At 69.8% G+C, this 16226-nt stretch carries 13 protein-coding genes and 1 tRNA gene; 3 read left to right on the forward strand and 11 right to left on the reverse strand.

The genetic code is table 11. From position 1 onward, the window contains the following. From ATM97_RS01025 to ATM97_RS01050, 6 genes are all read right to left on the reverse strand, one after another. A partial coding sequence (locus tag ATM97_RS01025) for a serine/threonine-protein kinase (protein WP_218716010.1) occupies window positions 1-881 on the reverse strand: 881 nt, incomplete at its 3' end. Between the two features lie 37 nt (window positions 882-918). Continuing rightward, on the reverse strand, window positions 919-2385 hold the full coding sequence (locus tag ATM97_RS01030; protein ID WP_218716011.1) for a penicillin-binding protein 2: 1467 nt from the start codon (window positions 2383-2385) through the stop codon (window positions 919-921). Further along, complete coding sequence (locus ATM97_RS01035; protein WP_218716012.1) at window positions 2382-3854, reverse strand: FtsW/RodA/SpoVE family cell cycle protein; 1473 nt, start codon at window positions 3852-3854, stop codon at window positions 2382-2384. The genes ATM97_RS01030 and ATM97_RS01035 overlap by 4 nt, the downstream gene beginning before the upstream one ends. Beyond that, window positions 3854-5302, reverse strand: a complete 1449-nt coding sequence (locus tag ATM97_RS01040; protein ID WP_218716013.1) for a protein phosphatase 2C domain-containing protein — start codon at window positions 5300-5302, stop codon at window positions 3854-3856. Before ATM97_RS01040 ends, ATM97_RS01035 begins: the two co-directional genes overlap by 1 nt. After that, window positions 5299-5775, reverse strand: coding sequence for an FHA domain-containing protein (locus tag ATM97_RS01045; RefSeq protein WP_218716014.1), 477 nt, complete (start codon window positions 5773-5775; stop codon window positions 5299-5301). Before ATM97_RS01045 ends, ATM97_RS01040 begins: the two co-directional genes overlap by 4 nt. Before the next feature lie 168 nt (window positions 5776-5943). After that, the gene (locus ATM97_RS01050; RefSeq protein WP_218716015.1) at window positions 5944-7350 is read right to left on the reverse strand and encodes a DUF3662 and FHA domain-containing protein; all 1407 of its coding nucleotides are present in this window, start codon (window positions 7348-7350) and stop codon (window positions 5944-5946) included. Window positions 7351-7569: 219 nt separating this feature from the next. Between ATM97_RS01050 and ATM97_RS01055 the strand changes: the two genes are divergently transcribed. Beyond that, window positions 7570-7652: transfer RNA gene (locus ATM97_RS01055), tRNA-Leu, on the forward strand. Between the two features lie 559 nt (window positions 7653-8211). Here the strand turns inward: ATM97_RS01055 and ATM97_RS01060 are convergent. Further along, window positions 8212-8841, reverse strand: coding sequence for a methyltransferase domain-containing protein (locus ATM97_RS01060; protein ID WP_218716016.1), 630 nt, complete (start codon window positions 8839-8841; stop codon window positions 8212-8214). Between the two features lie 80 nt (window positions 8842-8921). Between ATM97_RS01060 and ATM97_RS01065 the strand changes: the two genes are divergently transcribed. Next, window positions 8922-10355 carry a hypothetical protein gene (locus ATM97_RS01065; RefSeq protein WP_218716022.1) on the forward strand — a complete coding sequence of 478 codons (1434 nt, stop codon included), beginning with the start codon at window positions 8922-8924 and terminating at the stop codon, window positions 10353-10355. A gap of 684 nt (window positions 10356-11039) precedes the next feature. Here the strand turns inward: ATM97_RS01065 and ATM97_RS01070 are convergent. Next, window positions 11040-12074, reverse strand: a complete 1035-nt coding sequence (locus ATM97_RS01070; RefSeq protein ID WP_218716017.1) for a stage II sporulation protein M — start codon at window positions 12072-12074, stop codon at window positions 11040-11042. An 18-nt stretch (window positions 12075-12092) separates the two neighbouring features. Between ATM97_RS01070 and ATM97_RS01075 the strand changes: the two genes are divergently transcribed. Beyond that, on the forward strand, window positions 12093-12839 hold the full coding sequence (locus tag ATM97_RS01075; RefSeq protein ID WP_218716018.1) for an RDD family protein: 747 nt from the start codon (window positions 12093-12095) through the stop codon (window positions 12837-12839). Window positions 12840-12929: 90 nt separating this feature from the next. On the opposite strand, the gene ATM97_RS01080 is transcribed toward ATM97_RS01075, so the two are convergent. From ATM97_RS01080 to ATM97_RS01090, 3 genes are all read right to left on the reverse strand, one after another. After that, entirely contained in the window at window positions 12930-14225 is a 1296-nt protein-coding gene (locus ATM97_RS01080) for a DUF58 domain-containing protein (RefSeq protein ID WP_218716019.1), read from the reverse strand. A gap of 4 nt (window positions 14226-14229) precedes the next feature. Then, window positions 14230-15219, reverse strand: a complete 990-nt coding sequence (locus tag ATM97_RS01085) for a MoxR family ATPase (protein WP_218716020.1) — start codon at window positions 15217-15219, stop codon at window positions 14230-14232. Continuing rightward, on the reverse strand, window positions 15216-16226 hold a 1011-nt coding region (locus tag ATM97_RS01090), incomplete at its 5' end, for a DUF4129 domain-containing protein (RefSeq protein ID WP_218716021.1). The genes ATM97_RS01090 and ATM97_RS01085, both read right to left, overlap by 4 nt.

A 16226-nucleotide genomic window follows, 5' to 3' on the forward strand; every position in this document is an offset into this window, starting at 1 on the left:
CGGGTCGCGCCGGTCAGCGGGGGCGCGGCGCCGGCGGGCGGCGGCGGCATGTGGCCCGCGCGCACCGCGGCGACGGCGTCGGCGAATTCGCCACCGCTGCTGTAGCGCTGGGTCGGGTCCTTGGCCATCGTGATCGCGATCAGCTCGTGCACGTTGGCGGGCAGATCGGCGGGCATCGGTGGCGGCGCGTCGCGGACGTGCTTCATCGCGACGGTGATGGCGCCGTCGCCGGTGAACGGGCGCACGCCGGCCAGTGCCTCGTAGCCGACGATGCCGAGCGAATAGACGTCGCTGGCCGCGGTGGCGTCCTCGCCGACGGCCTGTTCGGGCGCGATGTACTGCGCGGTGCCCATCACCATGCCCGTCTTGGTCACCGGCGAGGCGTCGACCGCCTTGGCGATGCCGAAGTCGGTGATCTTGACCTGGCCGGTGGGCGTCACCAGGATGTTGCCCGGCTTCACGTCACGGTGCACCACACCGGCGGCGTGGGCCACCTCGAGTGCGCGCCCGGTCTGCTCGAGCATGTCCAGACCCTGGACGACCGAGAGCCTGCCCATCCGGTTCAGCACCGCGTTCAGCGGCTCGCCCTGCACCAGTTCCATGACCAGGTAGGCGGTTTCGCCACCGGACGGGTCGGTGGTCTCGCCGTAGTCGTAGATACCGGCGATACCGGGGTGGTTGAGCTGCGCGGTGGTGCGCGCCTCGGTCCGGAACCGCTGACGGAAGGTCGGGTCGGCGGAGAACTCGGTCTTGAGGACCTTGACCGCTACCCGCCGGTCGAGCCGGGTGTCCATTGCTTCCCACACCTGACCCATGCCGCCCGTGGCGATGAGCCGTTGCAGACGGTAGCGGTCGGCGATCATGGCGCCGTTGTTCAGCATCGGGGCCCCCGTGTTGTCACTCGCACACTCATTTCGTTCAGCCCCCTGCCAGACCCGCGTCCAGCACCGACCTGGCGATCGGTGCCGCCACCGAGCCACCGGTGGCCTGGAGGGCCCGGTCGCCGCCGTTCTCGACGATCACCGCGATGGCGATCTTCGGGTTCTGGGCGGGCGCGAAGGCCATATACCAGGCGTGTGGCGGGGTGTTACGGGGATTGCTGCCGTGTTCGGCCGTTCCGGTCTTGGACGCGATCTGGTACGGCGACCGGCCACCGCCCGCGGTATTGGCCTCCGAGGCGACCATCAGATTCGTCAGCGTCGACGCTACCTGGGGACTCACGGCTTGTCCGACCGAGACGGCCTTGGTCTTGCTGAGCTCGGACAGGTCCGGCGCCTGGGTCTGATCGACCAGGTACGGCTGCATCCTGGTGCCGCCGTTGGCGATCGTCGCGGCGACCACCGCGATGTCGAGCGGGGTGACCGCGACATCACGCTGACCGATGCTGGACTGTCCGAGGGCCGCGTTGTCCGGGATCGGGCCGACCGTCGACTCCGCCACCGGGATCGGCACCCCGCGATGCGGGCCGATGCCGAACGCGGCGGCCTCGTCCTTGAGTGCGCTCGCGCCGACCTTCACGCCGAGCTCGACGAACGCGGTGTTGCAGGAGCGCCGGAACGCGTCGTAGAGGCTCGCGGTCGGCCCGTCACCACAGGTGCTGCCGCCGTAGTTCTCCAGCGTGGTGCTGGTGCCGGGCAGGGTGATGTTGGGCGCCGCGGTGAACTGGTCGTCGGGACCGGCCACACCGTTGGACAGCGCCGCCGCGGTGACGATGGTCTTGAAGGTCGAGCCGGGCGGGTAGGTCTGCGAGACGGCGCGATTGAGCATGGGCTGACTCGGATCGGTGCTGAGCCGCTCCCACGCCGCCCGGCCCGCCGCGCCGTCGTGGCCCGACAGCTCGTTGGGGTCGTAGCTGGGGGTCGAGACCATCGTCAGGATCTTGCCGGTGCTCGGCTCGATCGCGACCACTGCGCCGGTGTAGCCCTTCGAGGTCATCTGGTCGTAGGCGACCTGCTGCATCATCGGATTGAGCGTGGTGAGCACGTTGGCACCGCGCGGATCCCGCCCGGAGAACATGTCGATGAGCCTGCGGCCGAACAGGCTCGAGTCGTTGCCCGACAGCAGCGGGTCCTCGGCCAGTTCGAGTCCGGTCTTGCCGTACTGCATCGAATAGAAGCCGGTGACCGGCGCGTACGCGGGCGGGGTGCTCGGGTACTGGCGCAGGTACTTGTACCGGTCGTCGGTGGCGACCGAGCTCGCGAGCACGGTGCCGCCTGCGGAGATCTGCCCGCGCTGACGCGAGTACTCGTCGAGCAGCACGCGCGAATTGCGCGGATCGCTGCGCAGATCGTCGGCCTTGACCACTTGCAGATAGGTGGCGTTCACGAGCAGCGCGACCACCATCACCATCACGGCGACGGCGACGCGACGTAGTGGAGTGTTCATTCGCTCGCCCTGCCTTCCGACCTGCGGAACATCTCGGTCGGCGCCTCGGCGATCGGCGCCGGGCCGCGCTTGCGCACCGGTGCGGGCGCGCGGGCGGCATCGGAGATCTTGATCAGCAGCCCGAGCAGCGCGTAGTTCGCCAGCAGCGACGAACCGCCGTAGGAGATGAACGGCGTGGTCAGGCCGGTCAGCGGGATCAGCTTGGTGACACCGCCGACGACGACGAAGATCTGGATCGCGATCGTGAACGAGAGCCCGGCCGCGAGCAGCTTGCCGAAGCTGTCGCGCACGGCCAGCGCGGTCCGCAGCCCACGCACGATGAAGATCAGGAACAGCATCAGCACCGCGGTGAGCCCGATCAGGCCGAGCTCCTCACCGATCGTGGTGACGATGAAGTCGGTCTTGGCGAACGGCACCTGGTTGGGTCGGCCGCTGCCGAGCCCGGTGCCCGCCAGCCCGCCGGTCGCGAAACCGAACAGCGACTGCGAGATCTGGTAGCCGGTGTTGTGGTAGTCGTCGAACGGGTGCAGCCAGGTGTCCACGCGGACCCGCACGTGTCCGAAGAGCTGGTAGGCGAAGACGAAGCCGAGCACCAGCAGGCCGCCGCCGATGATCAGCCAGCCCACCCGCTCGGTGGCGATGTAGATCATCACCAGTACCGTGCCGAAGATCAGCAGCGAGGTGCCGAGGTCCTTCTCCAGCACGAGCACGCCGATGCAGACGATCCAGACGATCAGCACCGGTCCCATGTCGCGCGGGCGCGGGAAGTCCATGCCGAGGAAGTGCTTGCCCGCCGCGGTGAACAGGTCGCGCTTGGCCACCAGCACGCCGGCGAAGAACACGATCAGCAGGATCTTCGCGAATTCGCCCGGCTGCACGCTGAATCCGGGCAGCCGGATCCAGATCTTGGCGCCGTTGACTTCGGAGAACCGGCTGGGCAGCAGTGCCGGAATCGCCAGCGCGAGCAGTCCGACCAGGCCTAGGGTGTAGGTGTAGCGCGCGAGCGTGCGGTAGTCCCGCAAGACGATGAGCAGGGTGATGAACACCACGATGCCCAGGCCGGTCCACATGATCTGCTGATTGGCGTCGGGGGAGGGAAGGGGGCTCGAGTCGTAGGCGGCCTTCTGCGCGTCCGCGAGGTCGAGCCGGTGGATCAGCACCAGCCCCAAACCGTTGAGCAGCGCCACGATCGGTAGCAGCAGTGGATCGGCGAACGGCGCGAACCGGCGCACGGCCAGATGCGCGACACCGAACAGCGCGAGGAATGCCAGTCCGTACTTGGCGATGTCCCAGGTGATCGACTGTTCCTGGCTCGCCTCGACGATGAACAACGACACCGTCGTGATCCCCGCCGCCCCCGCCAGCAGCAGCAACTCCTGGTTGCGTCGCGTCGACGGGGGTGGTGCTGGCGCGAATCCGCCAGGGGGGCTGGGGAAAGCCCCAGCCGACGGCGGTGCCGGTGCGGACATCAGTCCGTCACCCGGCAGTTCTCCCCTGAGATCTGCGGAGTTGTCGGGGGAACGGTCGTCGTGGTCGGGGCGGGCGGCGTCGTGGTCGGCGTCGCGGGCTGATCGGGGCCGGGAGTCGGCGCGCCACCGGGGGTCACCGGCGGCTGCTCGGTGGGCAGCACGCCGGGCTGGGGCACCGATTCCTTCTTCGGGCAGGCCGGCAGCAGTTCCTTCTGCAGCAGCATCATGCTGTCGCGCGCCTTGTCCAGCGAGTCCGGCGGCAGGCCCCGCTCGACCTGATCGCGGCCGGTCTGCTTGAGATCGCTGACCATCAGCTTCTTGCAGCCTGCGGGCGCGGACTTACCGGCCTCGATGAGGGTGAGCTCGCCCTTGCTGGTGGCGCAGCCGGTGAGCTCCACATCGTGGATCGAGTAGCCGAGGATCGAGCCGGGCAGGCCGCGCATGACGACCACCTGATCGTTGTCGGCGCCCACGTAGTAGTTGCTGCGAATCATCTTGTAGCCGACCACGAGTCCGACGGCGACCGCGGCGATCAGCGCCAGCGAGAGCAACAGCCAGCGCAGCTTGTGCGACTTGGGCTCCGGCGGCGGGGGCGCGGCGGCGGCCCGGCGAGGCTGGGCGCGCGGTGGGCGCATCGCGGCGGCACGACCCGCGGCGGTGTTCGGCGGCGGGGTGTCTTCCTCCTCCTCGGTGGAGGCGGCGCCCGCGACGATCGGATGGCTCTGGCCGTAGTCCAGGTCGATCACGTCGGCGACGACGACGGTGACGTTGTCGGGACCACCACTGCGCAAAGCCAATTCGATGAGCCGGTCGGCGCACTCGTCGGTATTGCCCTCGCGCATGGTGTTGCCGATGGTCTCGTCGCTCACCACGTCCGAAAGTCCGTCGGAGCACAGCAGATACCGGTCACCGGCGCGGGCTTCGCGCATGATCAGCGTCGGCTCGATCTCGTTGCCGGTGAGGGCGCGCATGATCAGCGACCGCTGCGGGTGGGTGTGCGCCTGCTCGGCGGTGATCCGGCCCTCGTCGACCAGCGATTGCACGAACGTGTCGTCGCGGGTGATCTGGGTGAGTTCGCCCTCGCGCAACAGGTACGCGCGCGAGTCGCCGATGTGCACCATGCCGAGCTTGCCGCCCGCGAACAGGATGGCGGTGAGCGTGGTGCCCATGCCGTCGAGTTCGGGTTCGGCCTCGACGTGGTCGGCGATGGCCGCGTTGCCGGAACGCGTTGCGCGGTCGAGCTTGCCGAGGATGTCCTGGCCGGGCTCGTCGTCGTCCAGATGCGCCAGTGCGGCGATCATCAGCTGGGAGGCGACTTCACCGGCGGCGTGGCCACCCATGCCGTCGGCGAGGGCCAGCAGGCGCGCGCCCGCGTAGACCGAATCCTCGTTGTTGCCCCGGACGAGTCCGCGGTCGCTTCGCGCGGTGTAGCGCAGAACAAGTGTCACGATCGCAGCTCGATCACAGTTTTGCCGACCCGGACCGGAGTACCGAGCGGAACACGGACAGCGGTGGTGACTTTCGCGCGGTCGAGATAAGTGCCGTTGGTGGAGCCGAGGTCCTCCACGTACCAGTCGTCACCACGCTGAGACAGTCGCGCGTGCCTGGTCGAGGCGTAGTCGTCGGTGAGTACCAGCGTCGAATCGTCGGCACGGCCGATGAGGACCGGCTGCGTGCCGAGTGTGATTCGAGTGCCGGCGAGTGAACCATGAGTCACCACTAGATACTTGGCGCCCTTCTGGCCTCGGCTGAAGGAAGGCAGCCCGATGGACCCGCGCGCACCGCGTGCGGCCCTGGGCTGAATCCGGATGCCGGATGCCGCGTAGATATCGCTGCGCAAGGTCCGCAGAACGGCCCAGACGAACAACCAGAGCAGCAGCAGGAACCCCGCGCGGGTCAATTGCAGGATCAATCCCTGCACGGCGTTCCACCTCCTGTTCGCCCGGGTACGTCGGTACGGCAGGTGCGGGGCGAACCACCCCCACCAGCGTGCTGGCTTGCGGGCCCCGAGGTCGGGGCCGTGCGTGTGATGGCAGCATCATAGGGCCGACGGCGTCGACTCGTGACCTGCACCGCGCAGCTTACGGGATCAGACGATACGGATCAGGATCTCCGAATGTCCGGCCCGGATGACGTCGCCGTCGGCGAGCTGCCAATCCTGTACGGGCGAGCCGTTGACCAGGGTTCCGTTGGTGGAACCCAGATCCGAGAGCATCGCGGTCTGGCCGTCCCAGCGCACTTCGATGTGGCGGCGCGACACACCGGTGTCGGGCAGGCGGAAGTGCGCGTCCTGGCCGCGGCCGATGATGTTGCTGCCCTCGCGGAGCTGGTATGTGCGGCCGCTGCCGTCGTCGAGCTGCAGGGTGGCCGAGTAGCTGGACTGGGCGGCGCCGTATCCGGCACCGGCGGCGGGCTGGCCGTAGCCCTGCGGCTGGGCGCCGTAACCGCCCTGCTGGCCGTAACCCGCCGGCTCCTCCTGGCCGTAACCGGCCTGCTGGCCGTAGCCCTGCTGCGGATCGGCGTAGCCCTGCTGGCCGTAGCCCGGGTCGGCGTAACCGTTCTGGCCGTAGCCGCCCTGCTGGTCGTAGCCGGGCTCGGCGTAACCCTGCTGTCCGTAGCCGGGCTGCTGTCCGTAACCGGGCTGCGGGTCGGCGTAACCCGGCTGGCCGTAGCCGCCCTGCTGGTCGTAGCCCGGCTCGGCATAGCCCTGCTGGCCGTACCCACCCTGCTGGCTGTAGGCCTGCTGGCCGTACCCGCCCTGCTGGTCGTAGCCGGGCTCGCCGTAGGCGGGCTGGGCGCCGTAGCCGCCCTGCTGGCCGTAGCCGGCCTGGCCGCCCGCGTTGTCGTACCCGTTCTGGTACCCACCCTGCTGGTCGTAGCCGGGCTCACCGTAACCGGGCTGGGCGCCGTAGCCGCCCTGCTGGCCGTACTCGTCGGGGTAGGCACCGCCAGGAGCCGCACCGCGGGCGGGCGGCGGCGCGTACCCGCGATTGCGTGGATCGGACTCCGCGGGCTCTCGGCTCGGCTCGTAGCCTGAGTTGTGCGTCATGGGGCCAGCTCCTGGTTGCGGGTGTGCGGGTCGTTGTGGCGGTTCGGGGCGAGGTGGGGCGGTCCCGCGACCGGCGTCGGGGTCGACGCGGCCGCTCGCTCTGAACATTCCGGTGTGCAGCGTAGGTGATGCCTCGAACGCCACGTGTACTTCGCCGTAGGTCTGCCAGCCCTGCTCGCGGATGTAATCGTGCAGATGTTTGGCGAACGCCTTGGTCGTGAGGTCGTGATCGGCATCGAGTTTTCCGTGATCGGATTCGTTGATCGTGATCACGTAACTGTTCGGCGCGAGCTTGTGCCCACCGCCCAGATCCTGGACCTGATCTGCGGCTTCGCGCTGCAGCGCGGCCTCCACCTCCTGGGGAACGACGCTGCCGCCGAAAGCCCTCGCGAACACGTCACCGACGGCGCCCTGTAAGCGACGCTCGAATCTCGACACGATGCCCATCACAGCCCTCCCTTCGGTGCGCGTGTCCGACCAGGTCGACACGCTGGTTACGGCGTGTCCGGACCCGACCACGTTCCTTGCATGATATCCACGATCCTCCAACCCTGTAACTCCCGGCGAACCGCCCCGGTTCCCGAGCCGAATCCGCTCGCATCGCCGCAGGTCAGAGGGCCGATTTTATTTTCGGCGCCGGAGCATGTTAGATTTTTCCAGTCGCTCGGGCGAGTGGCGGAATGGCAGACGCGCTGGCTTCAGGTGCCAGTGTCCGTAAGGACGTGGGGGTTCAAGTCCCCCTTCGCCCACAGAGACCAGAGGCTCGATCCATCAGGATCGGGCCTCTCGTCGTTTCTGTCGATATTCCCCAGGATGTCACCCGATTCGTGTGAGGTGACGCGTTGTCGTCGCCGTTGGGTTCGGGCGATGGTGAACCCGCTACTTCCCGGCCGCCTCGGGCGTGTTCGCGCCGATGGTGAGCTCCCCGCACGTGCCGACCTGCCCTTGATCTTCGACGAGCTCGACTATCAGATGGCGTGTCGGGCCTATCTCTGGGCACTGCCGCTGGTGTCCTACGCCCAGTGGCAGACCCAGCACCGGGACGTGTTCGGCGCCGGCGACTACGACCTGGTGCACTACGTGAGTTACCAGGACCGGCTCGGTCTGATCACCGCGAACGCCACCACGCCGTACATCCTCTACTTCATCGATCTCGGCGCCACCGGTCCCCTGATCGTGTCGGTGCCGCCGGGACACACCGCGCGGTTCCCGCGACGCGGAGCTGGTGACCAACGCCGACGGTTCGGTCGATCTGTACTTCGACCGCAGCTGGAAACTGGGCGACATCACCGAGATCCGCTGATCCGCTCAGTCCTTGCGGGCGATCAGCAGGTGATGCGGAATCGGCGGGTTGGCCAGTGTCCGCTGCTCGACCGTCAGGCCGGCACCGGCCAGCGCCGCGACGACGTCGGCGACGGGCCGCAGGGTGAATCCATACGACGTGAACGGCATCGCGGCCATCGCGTCGGGATCGCCGATCCCGACCACCGCCGCGCCGCCCGGACGCAGGACGCGAGCCAGCTCGGCGCAGGCGGCGGGCAGCTCGTCGAGGAAGTAGAGGGTGTTGACGGTGATCGCCGCGTCCAGGCTCGCGTCGGGCAGCGGCAGCGCGGTGAGGGTGCCCTCGGCCAAGACGATGCGCCCGTCCCCGGCGAACCCCGAGCGGGCGCGGGCGAGCATGTCGGCCGAGGGCTCGATGCCGTGCACCACACCACCGGGGCCGACCCGGTCGAGCAGCAGCGTCAGCCCGATACCGCCGCCGAAGCCGATATCGGCGACCGTCGCGCCCGCGGCCACCCCCGTCGCGTCGACGGCGGCGGCGATGGCGCGCTTGTTGCCGCGGTTGAGAACGAAAGCGACGACCTTGCCGAGCGTTCCGTGCGGATTGCCGAGCTGATCGGCGACGGTCGTGAGCAGTCGATCCTTGACCCCGGGCATGGGATCATCGTAGGCGTGCGCGGTGACACGGATCCGAAACCTTCCGCTCGCGCGCGCGGTGCGGTTCGATACAGCCCGTGATCTCTCCCCGCCGCCGCGCCGCCGTCCGCCTCGCCGCTGTCGCCCTCGCGGCGGCCTGTGCCTGCGCCGGACCGGCGAGCGCCGAGACCGCGCGGCCGGTCACCGGTCCGCTCGCGGCGGCCAATCCGTTCCTCGGTCCGCTCGGCACGGCGACCATGCACGGCGACGCGGGTTCCTCCGATGTCACCCCGCTCGCCGGTCCGGCGCCGGGCGCGCCGGTGACCGTGTATCCCCTCGGCGCGGCCTGCCCGACGCTGCTCGAAGGCGCCGACGGCCTGGTGGTGGGGCTGTGCACCGCCATCGCGGGCCAGACCCCGACGGTGTTCCTGCTCGATCCGGCGGCCCCCGGCCCGCTCACCGGCGCGCTCGCGACGCTGCCGCTGGCCAAGGGCAGCCTGCTCGGCGGTGTGTACGCCTACCTCGACAACGAGGATCAACTCGTGGTCGTCGACGGCAACCGGCGACTGCTGCGCGTCGCGCACGGTCGCGACGGCGACGGCCGGTACTGGCTGCGGGCCGCGGAACAGGCCGACCTGTCCGGATCGATTCCCCAGGGCGACAACGTGACCGGGCTGGTTCCGGACTGGTCGGGCGACGTCTGGTTCGCGACCGGGCACGGCGTCGTCGGATTCGCCGATCACGCGGGCCGGGTGTCGACGGTGCGGCTGCCCACCGGCGAACAGATCGCCAACAGCATCTCCTCGGCGCCGAACGGCGGTGTGGCCGTGGCGACTACACACGCGCTCTACGAACTGCGCGCGAAAGACGGCCTGCCCGAGGTGCTCTGGCGCGCGCCCTACGATCGCGGCGCGGCGCGCAAGCCGGGCCAGCTCAGCTGGGGCACCGGATCGACCCCGACCTACTTCGGTCCGGTCACCGGCGACGAGTACCTCACCATCGTCGACAACGCCGACGGCCGGGTGAATCTGCTCGTGCTGCGGTCGGGGTCGGGCGCGCGGGTCTGCTCGGTGCCGGTGCTCACCACGGCGGGCGCGGGTAGCGAGAATTCGCCGATCGCGGTGGGCACATCGATCTTCGTCGCGAGCACCTACGGCTATCCCTACCCGACGGTGCCCGAGGGCGCCGGGCCCGCCGTCCCCGCGACCGCGCCCTTCCACGGCGGGCTGACCAGGGTCGACCTGACCGCCGACGGCTGTGTGCCGGTGTGGGACAGCCCGGTGCGCAGCGCCGCCGTGCCGCGCCTGTCGCTGGCCGACGGCGGTATCCACACCCTGCGTCGCGTCGGGCCCGAGGCGACGACGCCGCTGGACGGTTTCGAGTACGTCGTCCTCGATCCGGCGACCGGTGCGGTCCGCGCCGCGCGAGCGCTGCCCGGCACCGTCGCGGAGGACCCGTTGCAGATGGCGGCGCTCATCACCCACGGCGGCGCTCTGCTGCAGGGCACGGTGACGGGGGTCGTCCGGGTCGGCTGAGCACGGCCTATGCCTGTGTGAGGCGAAGATCACAGTGCCGGGAGCGGGCCGTATTCCGGGCGTTCGCGTGCCGATCTCACGCCGTTCGGCGGACCGTTCGCAACCGGTCGCCTGTCCAAATTATGGCCTCGTGACAGGCGCTACGGCCTGATTGCTAGGCGCTGATCTTGTTTGCAGCCCTGTAAACAAACTTGGAGTCTCTTTTATCGCGATTCGACTCAGGCTATCGAAATTCCGTTGCCGAATCCGCAGGTGATCGGCTATGCAAGCACGTTTGCAAGATCATCGGCAACCGCCGGGAATACCGGCGCCGCGCGATGGCGAGTGATGGGTGAGTCGATTTCGAAGGTTTGCCGTAGGTGAATTCTCGGTGCGGGCGAGAGCGGCTTCAGGGTAGCGCCGGAAGTTAGCTGAGACTGTGAAAATCGGTGCCTTCACAGATGTTTGCTGGTTCGCAATCAGTACCCCGGACCTGCGCGTTGGGGGTTGCGTGGGCATAACGATTGTGTACAGTTGACGGTAACGCTGGCCGCAGCTCGAGCCCGACTCGCTGCGGCCAGCGGAACTCAAATGGGGGAGTTCGACACCATCTCGTAACCTCGCGTAGCTGCCGATTGTCCGGCGCCGTTTCGGCGAGGTGTGCTCAGAGTTGCCTGCCGTTCAAATGCACGTGCAGATGCGAGTTCAGGCGCGGTACAGCGCCTTTGCGGTCGGTGTCAGCCAACGGTCGGCGGGATCGGGCAGGGCGGGCGGCAACGCGGCCGCGGCGTCCTGCTCCTCGGCCACCCGGCGCCCGATGCCGAACACGTAGAACAGGAATGCCGCCTCGGCGGCGAACCCGAAGGCGATCCGCACCGGCGCGGGCAGCGGACTCGGCGTCACGAAGCCCTCCAGCAGACCGCACACCAGCAGCACCGCGACCAGGCCGAGCGCCACCGTCGCGGTCACCTTGCCCTGCCGGGCCATGGCGGCCGCGCGGCTACGCCGGCCGGGGTCGACCAGCGTCCAGCCCAGCTTCAACCCCACCCCGCCCGCGACGAACAGCGCGGTCAGCTCCAAGGTGCCGTGCGGGAGGATGAAGCCGAAGAAGGATTCGAGCCGGCCCGCGTCGGCCATCAATCCACCGGTTATCCCCAGATTCAGCGCGTTCATGAACAGGGCGTACACAGCGGGCAGGATCAGCACGCCGGTGAACAACGCGATCGCCGAGACCAGCGAGTTGTGGGTCCACACCTGGGCGGCGAAGGCGTCGTTGGGGTGCTCGGTGTAGTAGGTCTCGAACGTTCCCCCAGGTCCGGTGACGATATCGGTGTCGCCCTCCGGTATCCCCAGTGCTTTCCTGGCCGCCGCGGAGTTGTCCACAAGCACCGCGATGACAGCGGCGACGGCGAGGAAGATCGCGGTGACCCCCACCCACCACGGCCACGCGCGATACACAGCCGCGGGAAAGTGCCGGGTGAAGAACCGGCCGATCTCCCGCCAGGGCTGCGATCGGGCCGCCAGCACCCGCCCCCTGGCCCGGGCGAGCAGCACGCTGAGCCCGGCGACGAGATCGGGATCGGCCGGCTGACCCTGGATCTTCGCAAGCTGTTGCGAAGCCGCCCGGTACAACCGGACGAGTTCGTCGGCCTCGGCGCCGGACAGCTTGCGCTGGCGGACCAGCTGATCCAACCGATGCCACGACCGTTGATGCGCCCAGCTGTAGGCATCGGTGTCCATATCGGGAATGCTAGCCACATGGCTGAATTCACCACCGGCGAAGCGGTGGCGCTCGAGCTCCCGATCGCGCGCATCCCCAGCCGTGCGGGCGCCTTCCTGCTCGACCTGTGCCTCCAGCTCACCCTCGCGTTCATGCTCGCCTACGGCGCGGTGCTGGCGCTGATCGCGGCCGACGCCGACTCGGCCTGGTACGACGTCACCGGGGTGGTCACGCTGGTGACGGTGCTCATCGTCTATCCGGTGTGCAGCGAGACGGTCTCGCGGGGTCGCTCGATCGGGAAGCTGGCCTTCGGGCTGCGGGTGGTGCGCGCCGACGCGGGGCCGATCGATTTCCGGCACGCGCTGACCCGCGGGCTGGCCGGCGCCATCGTGGATTTCTGGATGCTCGGCGCCTTCGGGGCGGTCGCGGTGATCAGCTCGCTGTGTTCGCGTGATGCCAGACGGGTGGGTGACGTGCTCGCCGGAACCGTGGTCGTGCACACCCGGCAGAGCCTGCCGATGCCCGCGCTCGCCGTCGCGCCGCCGTGGCTGAGCGGTTGGGCGGCCCAGCTCGACCCGAGTGGCCTGTCCGACGAGCTGGCCGGTGCAGTCCGCCAGTATCTGACCCGGTTGCGCACGCTCACCCCGGCCGCGCAACATCATCTCGGCACCCAGCTGGTGACCGCGGTGTGCGCCGCCGTGCAGCGCCCGGTGCCGACCGGGTATCCGCCGTATCACGTGCTCGGCGCGGTGCTGGCTCGGCGACAGCAGGTTTCGCGCGCCTGAGCCTGTGGATGACCTGGCCCTGTGCACAACATGTTGGTCAACCGGTGGATGGGCTGTGAGCGACGGGGGACAACTCCGGTTGTCCACAACTCACAGGGAGCCGGACTGCTTCAGCTCCAGGTACTCGTCGGCGAGTGCTTCGGGCAGCTGGTCGGGTGCCGCCGCGACCACCGCGACCCCGCGCCTGCGCAGTGATTCCTGCACGAGCGCCCGCTCGGCCAGCACGGTCTCGGCCGCCGCCGCGGTGTAGACCGCCTCGGCGGTGGAGCGATCACGGGCGGCGGCGGCGATCTCCGGGTCGGTGACCGAGACGATCAGGACCCGGTGCCGCTTGGTGAGCGTCGGCAGCGCGGGCAGCAGGTGCTCGGTGACCGTCGGGCCGTCCAGGCTGGTGAACCACACGATCAGCGCCCGCCTGCGGACCCGGGAGATCACGGTCCGCACCAGGCCGGTGGTGTCGGTATCCACAAGCTGTGGGGTCACTCCGGCGAGGGTGTGCATAAGTTTGAGCGGCAGCTGATGTCCGCCCGCGCCGGTCACCTCGGCCCGCACCCGCCGGTCGTAGGCGAGCAGGTCGACGGTGTCGCCTGCGGCCGCGGCCAGCCCACCGAGCAGCAGCGCCGCCTCGATCGAGGAATCCAGTCGCGTGCCGTCGCCGACGCGGCCCGCGCTGGCCCGGCCGGTGTCGAGCACCATCAGCACGTGCCGGTTGCGTTCGGGCCGCCAGGTGCGCACGAGGACGTCGGCGGCGCGGGCGGTGGCCCGCCAGTCGATGCTGCGCACGTCGTCGCCCGCGACGTACTCGCGAAACGAGTCGAACTCGGTGCCCTGGCCGCGCGTGTTCGCGACATTGCGGCCCTCGAGATGGTGCAGCCGCTTCACCTTCGATCGCAGCAGCCGTTCGCTGCGGAACGGCGGCAAGGCGCGCACCCGGGCGGGCACAGGGATACGGGACTGCCTGCCCGCCAGCCCCAGCGGACCGAGCAGCCGCACGGTGACGGGACCGGCCACCCGGTCACCGCGATAGGTGGGGGTGAGCGCGGTGCGCAGCCGGACGCGGGTGCGCGGTGCCAGGTCGAGCCGATGGGCGCGGTGATCGGCCCGCGCGCTGTCGGGCCAGGCGTCCCACAGCAGGCCGCGCACGGTGGCCGTGCCGGTATTGGTGACCACGAGTTCGACCTCGGCGCCGCGGCCGAGCCGCACCACCGTCAGCGGATCGCGGGTGAGGGTGAGCGTGTCGGCCCGCGCGGTGAGGGCGAGGTCGAATACGGCGAGCGCGAGCAGCGCGGCACTCGCGCCGACCACGCCCACCCACGACGGCACCAGGAACATCACCAGCGCGCCCGCGATCGCCGCGAGCAGCGCGAACCGGCCTGTGACGACCACGCCGCTACACCGGAACCGGCACCGAGACCAGCAACGACGAGAGCACGCCCTCGGTGCTCACCCCGTCCAGCTCGGCCTCGGGCCGCAACTGCAGCCGGTGCCGCAGCACCGGGACCGCCACGGTCTTCACATCGTCGGGGGTGACGTAGCCGCGCCCGTTCAGCCAGGCCAACGCGCGCGCGGCCGCCAGCAGCGCGGTCGCGCCACGGGTGGAGGCGCCGTGCGCGACGGCGGGCGAGCTGCGCGTGGCGCGGCACAGGTCGACGATGTAGGCCAGCACCTCGGGACTCACCGTGACCTGCGCGATCGCGGCGCGGGCGGCCGCGATGTGTTCGGGACCGGCCACCGGTCGCAACCCGGCGGCGCCGAGGTCACGCGGGTCGAAGCCGCTCGCGTGCCGCTGCAGGATGCGGAACTCGTCGTCGCGGTCGGGCAGCCGGATGTCGACTTTGAACAGGAACCGGTCGAGCTGGGCCTCGGGCAGCGGGTAGGTGCCCTCCTGCTCGATCGGGTTCTGGGTCGCGACGACGACGAACGGCTCCGGCAGCGGTCGCGGCTGTCCGTCCACCGAGACCTGCCGCTCCTCCATCGATTCCAGCAGCGAGGACTGCGTCTTCGGCGGGGTGCGGTTGATCTCGTCGGCCAGCAGCAGATTGGTGAACACCGGGCCCTGGCGGAAGGTGAACTCGGCCGAATGCGGGTCGTAGATCTGCGAACCGGTGACATCGCCCGGCATCAGGTCGGGAGTGAACTGCACCCGGGCGTGGTCGAGCGCCAGCGAGGTGGCCAGCGCCCGGACCAGCAGCGTCTTGGCCACGCCGGGAACGCCTTCCAGCAGCACGTGGCCGCGGCACAGCAGCGCGAGCACCAGGTACAGCACGGCCTGGTCGTTGCCGACCACGGCCTTGCCGATCTCGGTGCGCAGGGCGGCCAGCGCCGCACCGGCTTCCGCCGCGCTCGGCTGCGGGGTGGTGTTCTTGGTGATGTCGGTCATCCGAGCTCCGTCTCGATCCATTCGAGGTGTGCGGCAACGTAATACAGGGTCGTTTCGTCCGGCACCGGGCCGAACAGGACGGTGCCGATCTGCTGAGCGGGCGCGCCGAGGCGGGTGGCCGCCGCGGCGACGAGCTGATCGTCGGTCAGATCGCGCGCGCCCAGGCGCGGCCGGATCCGGCGCAGCGTCGCCGTGCGCAGCGTCCGGGCCACGTGCTCGACATCGCCGGAGCGACGGTACAGGCCCGCCTGGCCCGCGAGCAGTTCGTTCGCGGCGACTTCGACCGGTCGCGGTTCGCCGACGAGCGCGCCGCGCCTGCGGCCCCGCCACCACATCAGCACGCCGAAGGCGATCAGGAACTGCAACCCGCCGAAGGCCAGCCAGGCGGGCAGGCTGGTGAAGATCGAATCCTTGCCCGCGCCGAAATCGGGGTCGTAGTCCGAATCATCGGGCGGATCAGGGGGATCGGGCAGGTCGGGAACGTCGGGGGGCGGCGGTGCGTCGGGCGCGCCGCACGACTGCATCGTGGCGTACAGCAGCAGGCACAGTGCCAGGACCGCCGCCAGCGTCGCCCAGAACTTGGGACTGCGCAGCAGTTCGGGCAGCGGCGGAAGCTGCCCGCGCCGCCTGGGCGCGCGCTCGGCGATCTCGAGTTCGACCGGCTCGGCGACCGGCGGCGGCGCGGACTGGGAGTAGCGGTCGGCGTATTCGAGTCTGCGGTACTCGTCCTCGGTGGCGGCGCGGCCGCCGTAGACGACCTCGTCGAAACTGCGTGCCGCCGGATGCAATTCGGTGGACTGCTCCAGCGGGAGCGCGGTCGTCGCGTCGTCGGCGGTCTCCTGCGCGGTGCGCGAGCGCCGGACCGGCAGGGTGCCGCCCTGCTCGAGGGCACGCAACACGGCGCGGAAGCGTTCCCGCAGCGCGCGGTCGTAGTCGCGGTGGGCGGCGGCGTTCTCGGCGGCGGCCCGATGCTCGGCGGCCGCGCCGAGCCGGGGCGGTGGCGGCGG

This window comes from Nocardia sp. MH4, from assembly GCF_019266065.1.
GTDB classification, from domain to species: Bacteria; Actinomycetota; Actinomycetes; order Mycobacteriales; family Mycobacteriaceae; genus Nocardia; species Nocardia canadensis.

Coding starts and splice junctions, on each gene's coding strand:
- ATM97_RS01050 (WP_218716015.1), bottom strand. CDS start 7,350: ATGGGCATCGTGTCGAGATTCGAGCGTCGCTTACAGGGCGCCGTCGGT.
- ATM97_RS01085 (WP_218716020.1), bottom strand. CDS start 15,219: ATGACCGACATCACCAAGAACACCACCCCGCAGCCGAGCGCGGCGGAA.
- ATM97_RS01075 (WP_218716018.1), top strand. CDS start 12,093: ATGGCTGAATTCACCACCGGCGAAGCGGTGGCGCTCGAGCTCCCGATC.
- ATM97_RS01060 (WP_218716016.1), bottom strand. CDS start 8,841: ATGCCCGGGGTCAAGGATCGACTGCTCACGACCGTCGCCGATCAGCTC.
- ATM97_RS01070 (WP_218716017.1), bottom strand. CDS start 12,074: ATGGACACCGATGCCTACAGCTGGGCGCATCAACGGTCGTGGCATCGG.
- ATM97_RS01035 (WP_218716012.1), bottom strand. CDS start 3,854: ATGTCCGCACCGGCACCGCCGTCGGCTGGGGCTTTCCCCAGCCCCCCT.
- ATM97_RS01030 (WP_218716011.1), bottom strand. CDS start 2,385: ATGAACACTCCACTACGTCGCGTCGCCGTCGCCGTGATGGTGATGGTG.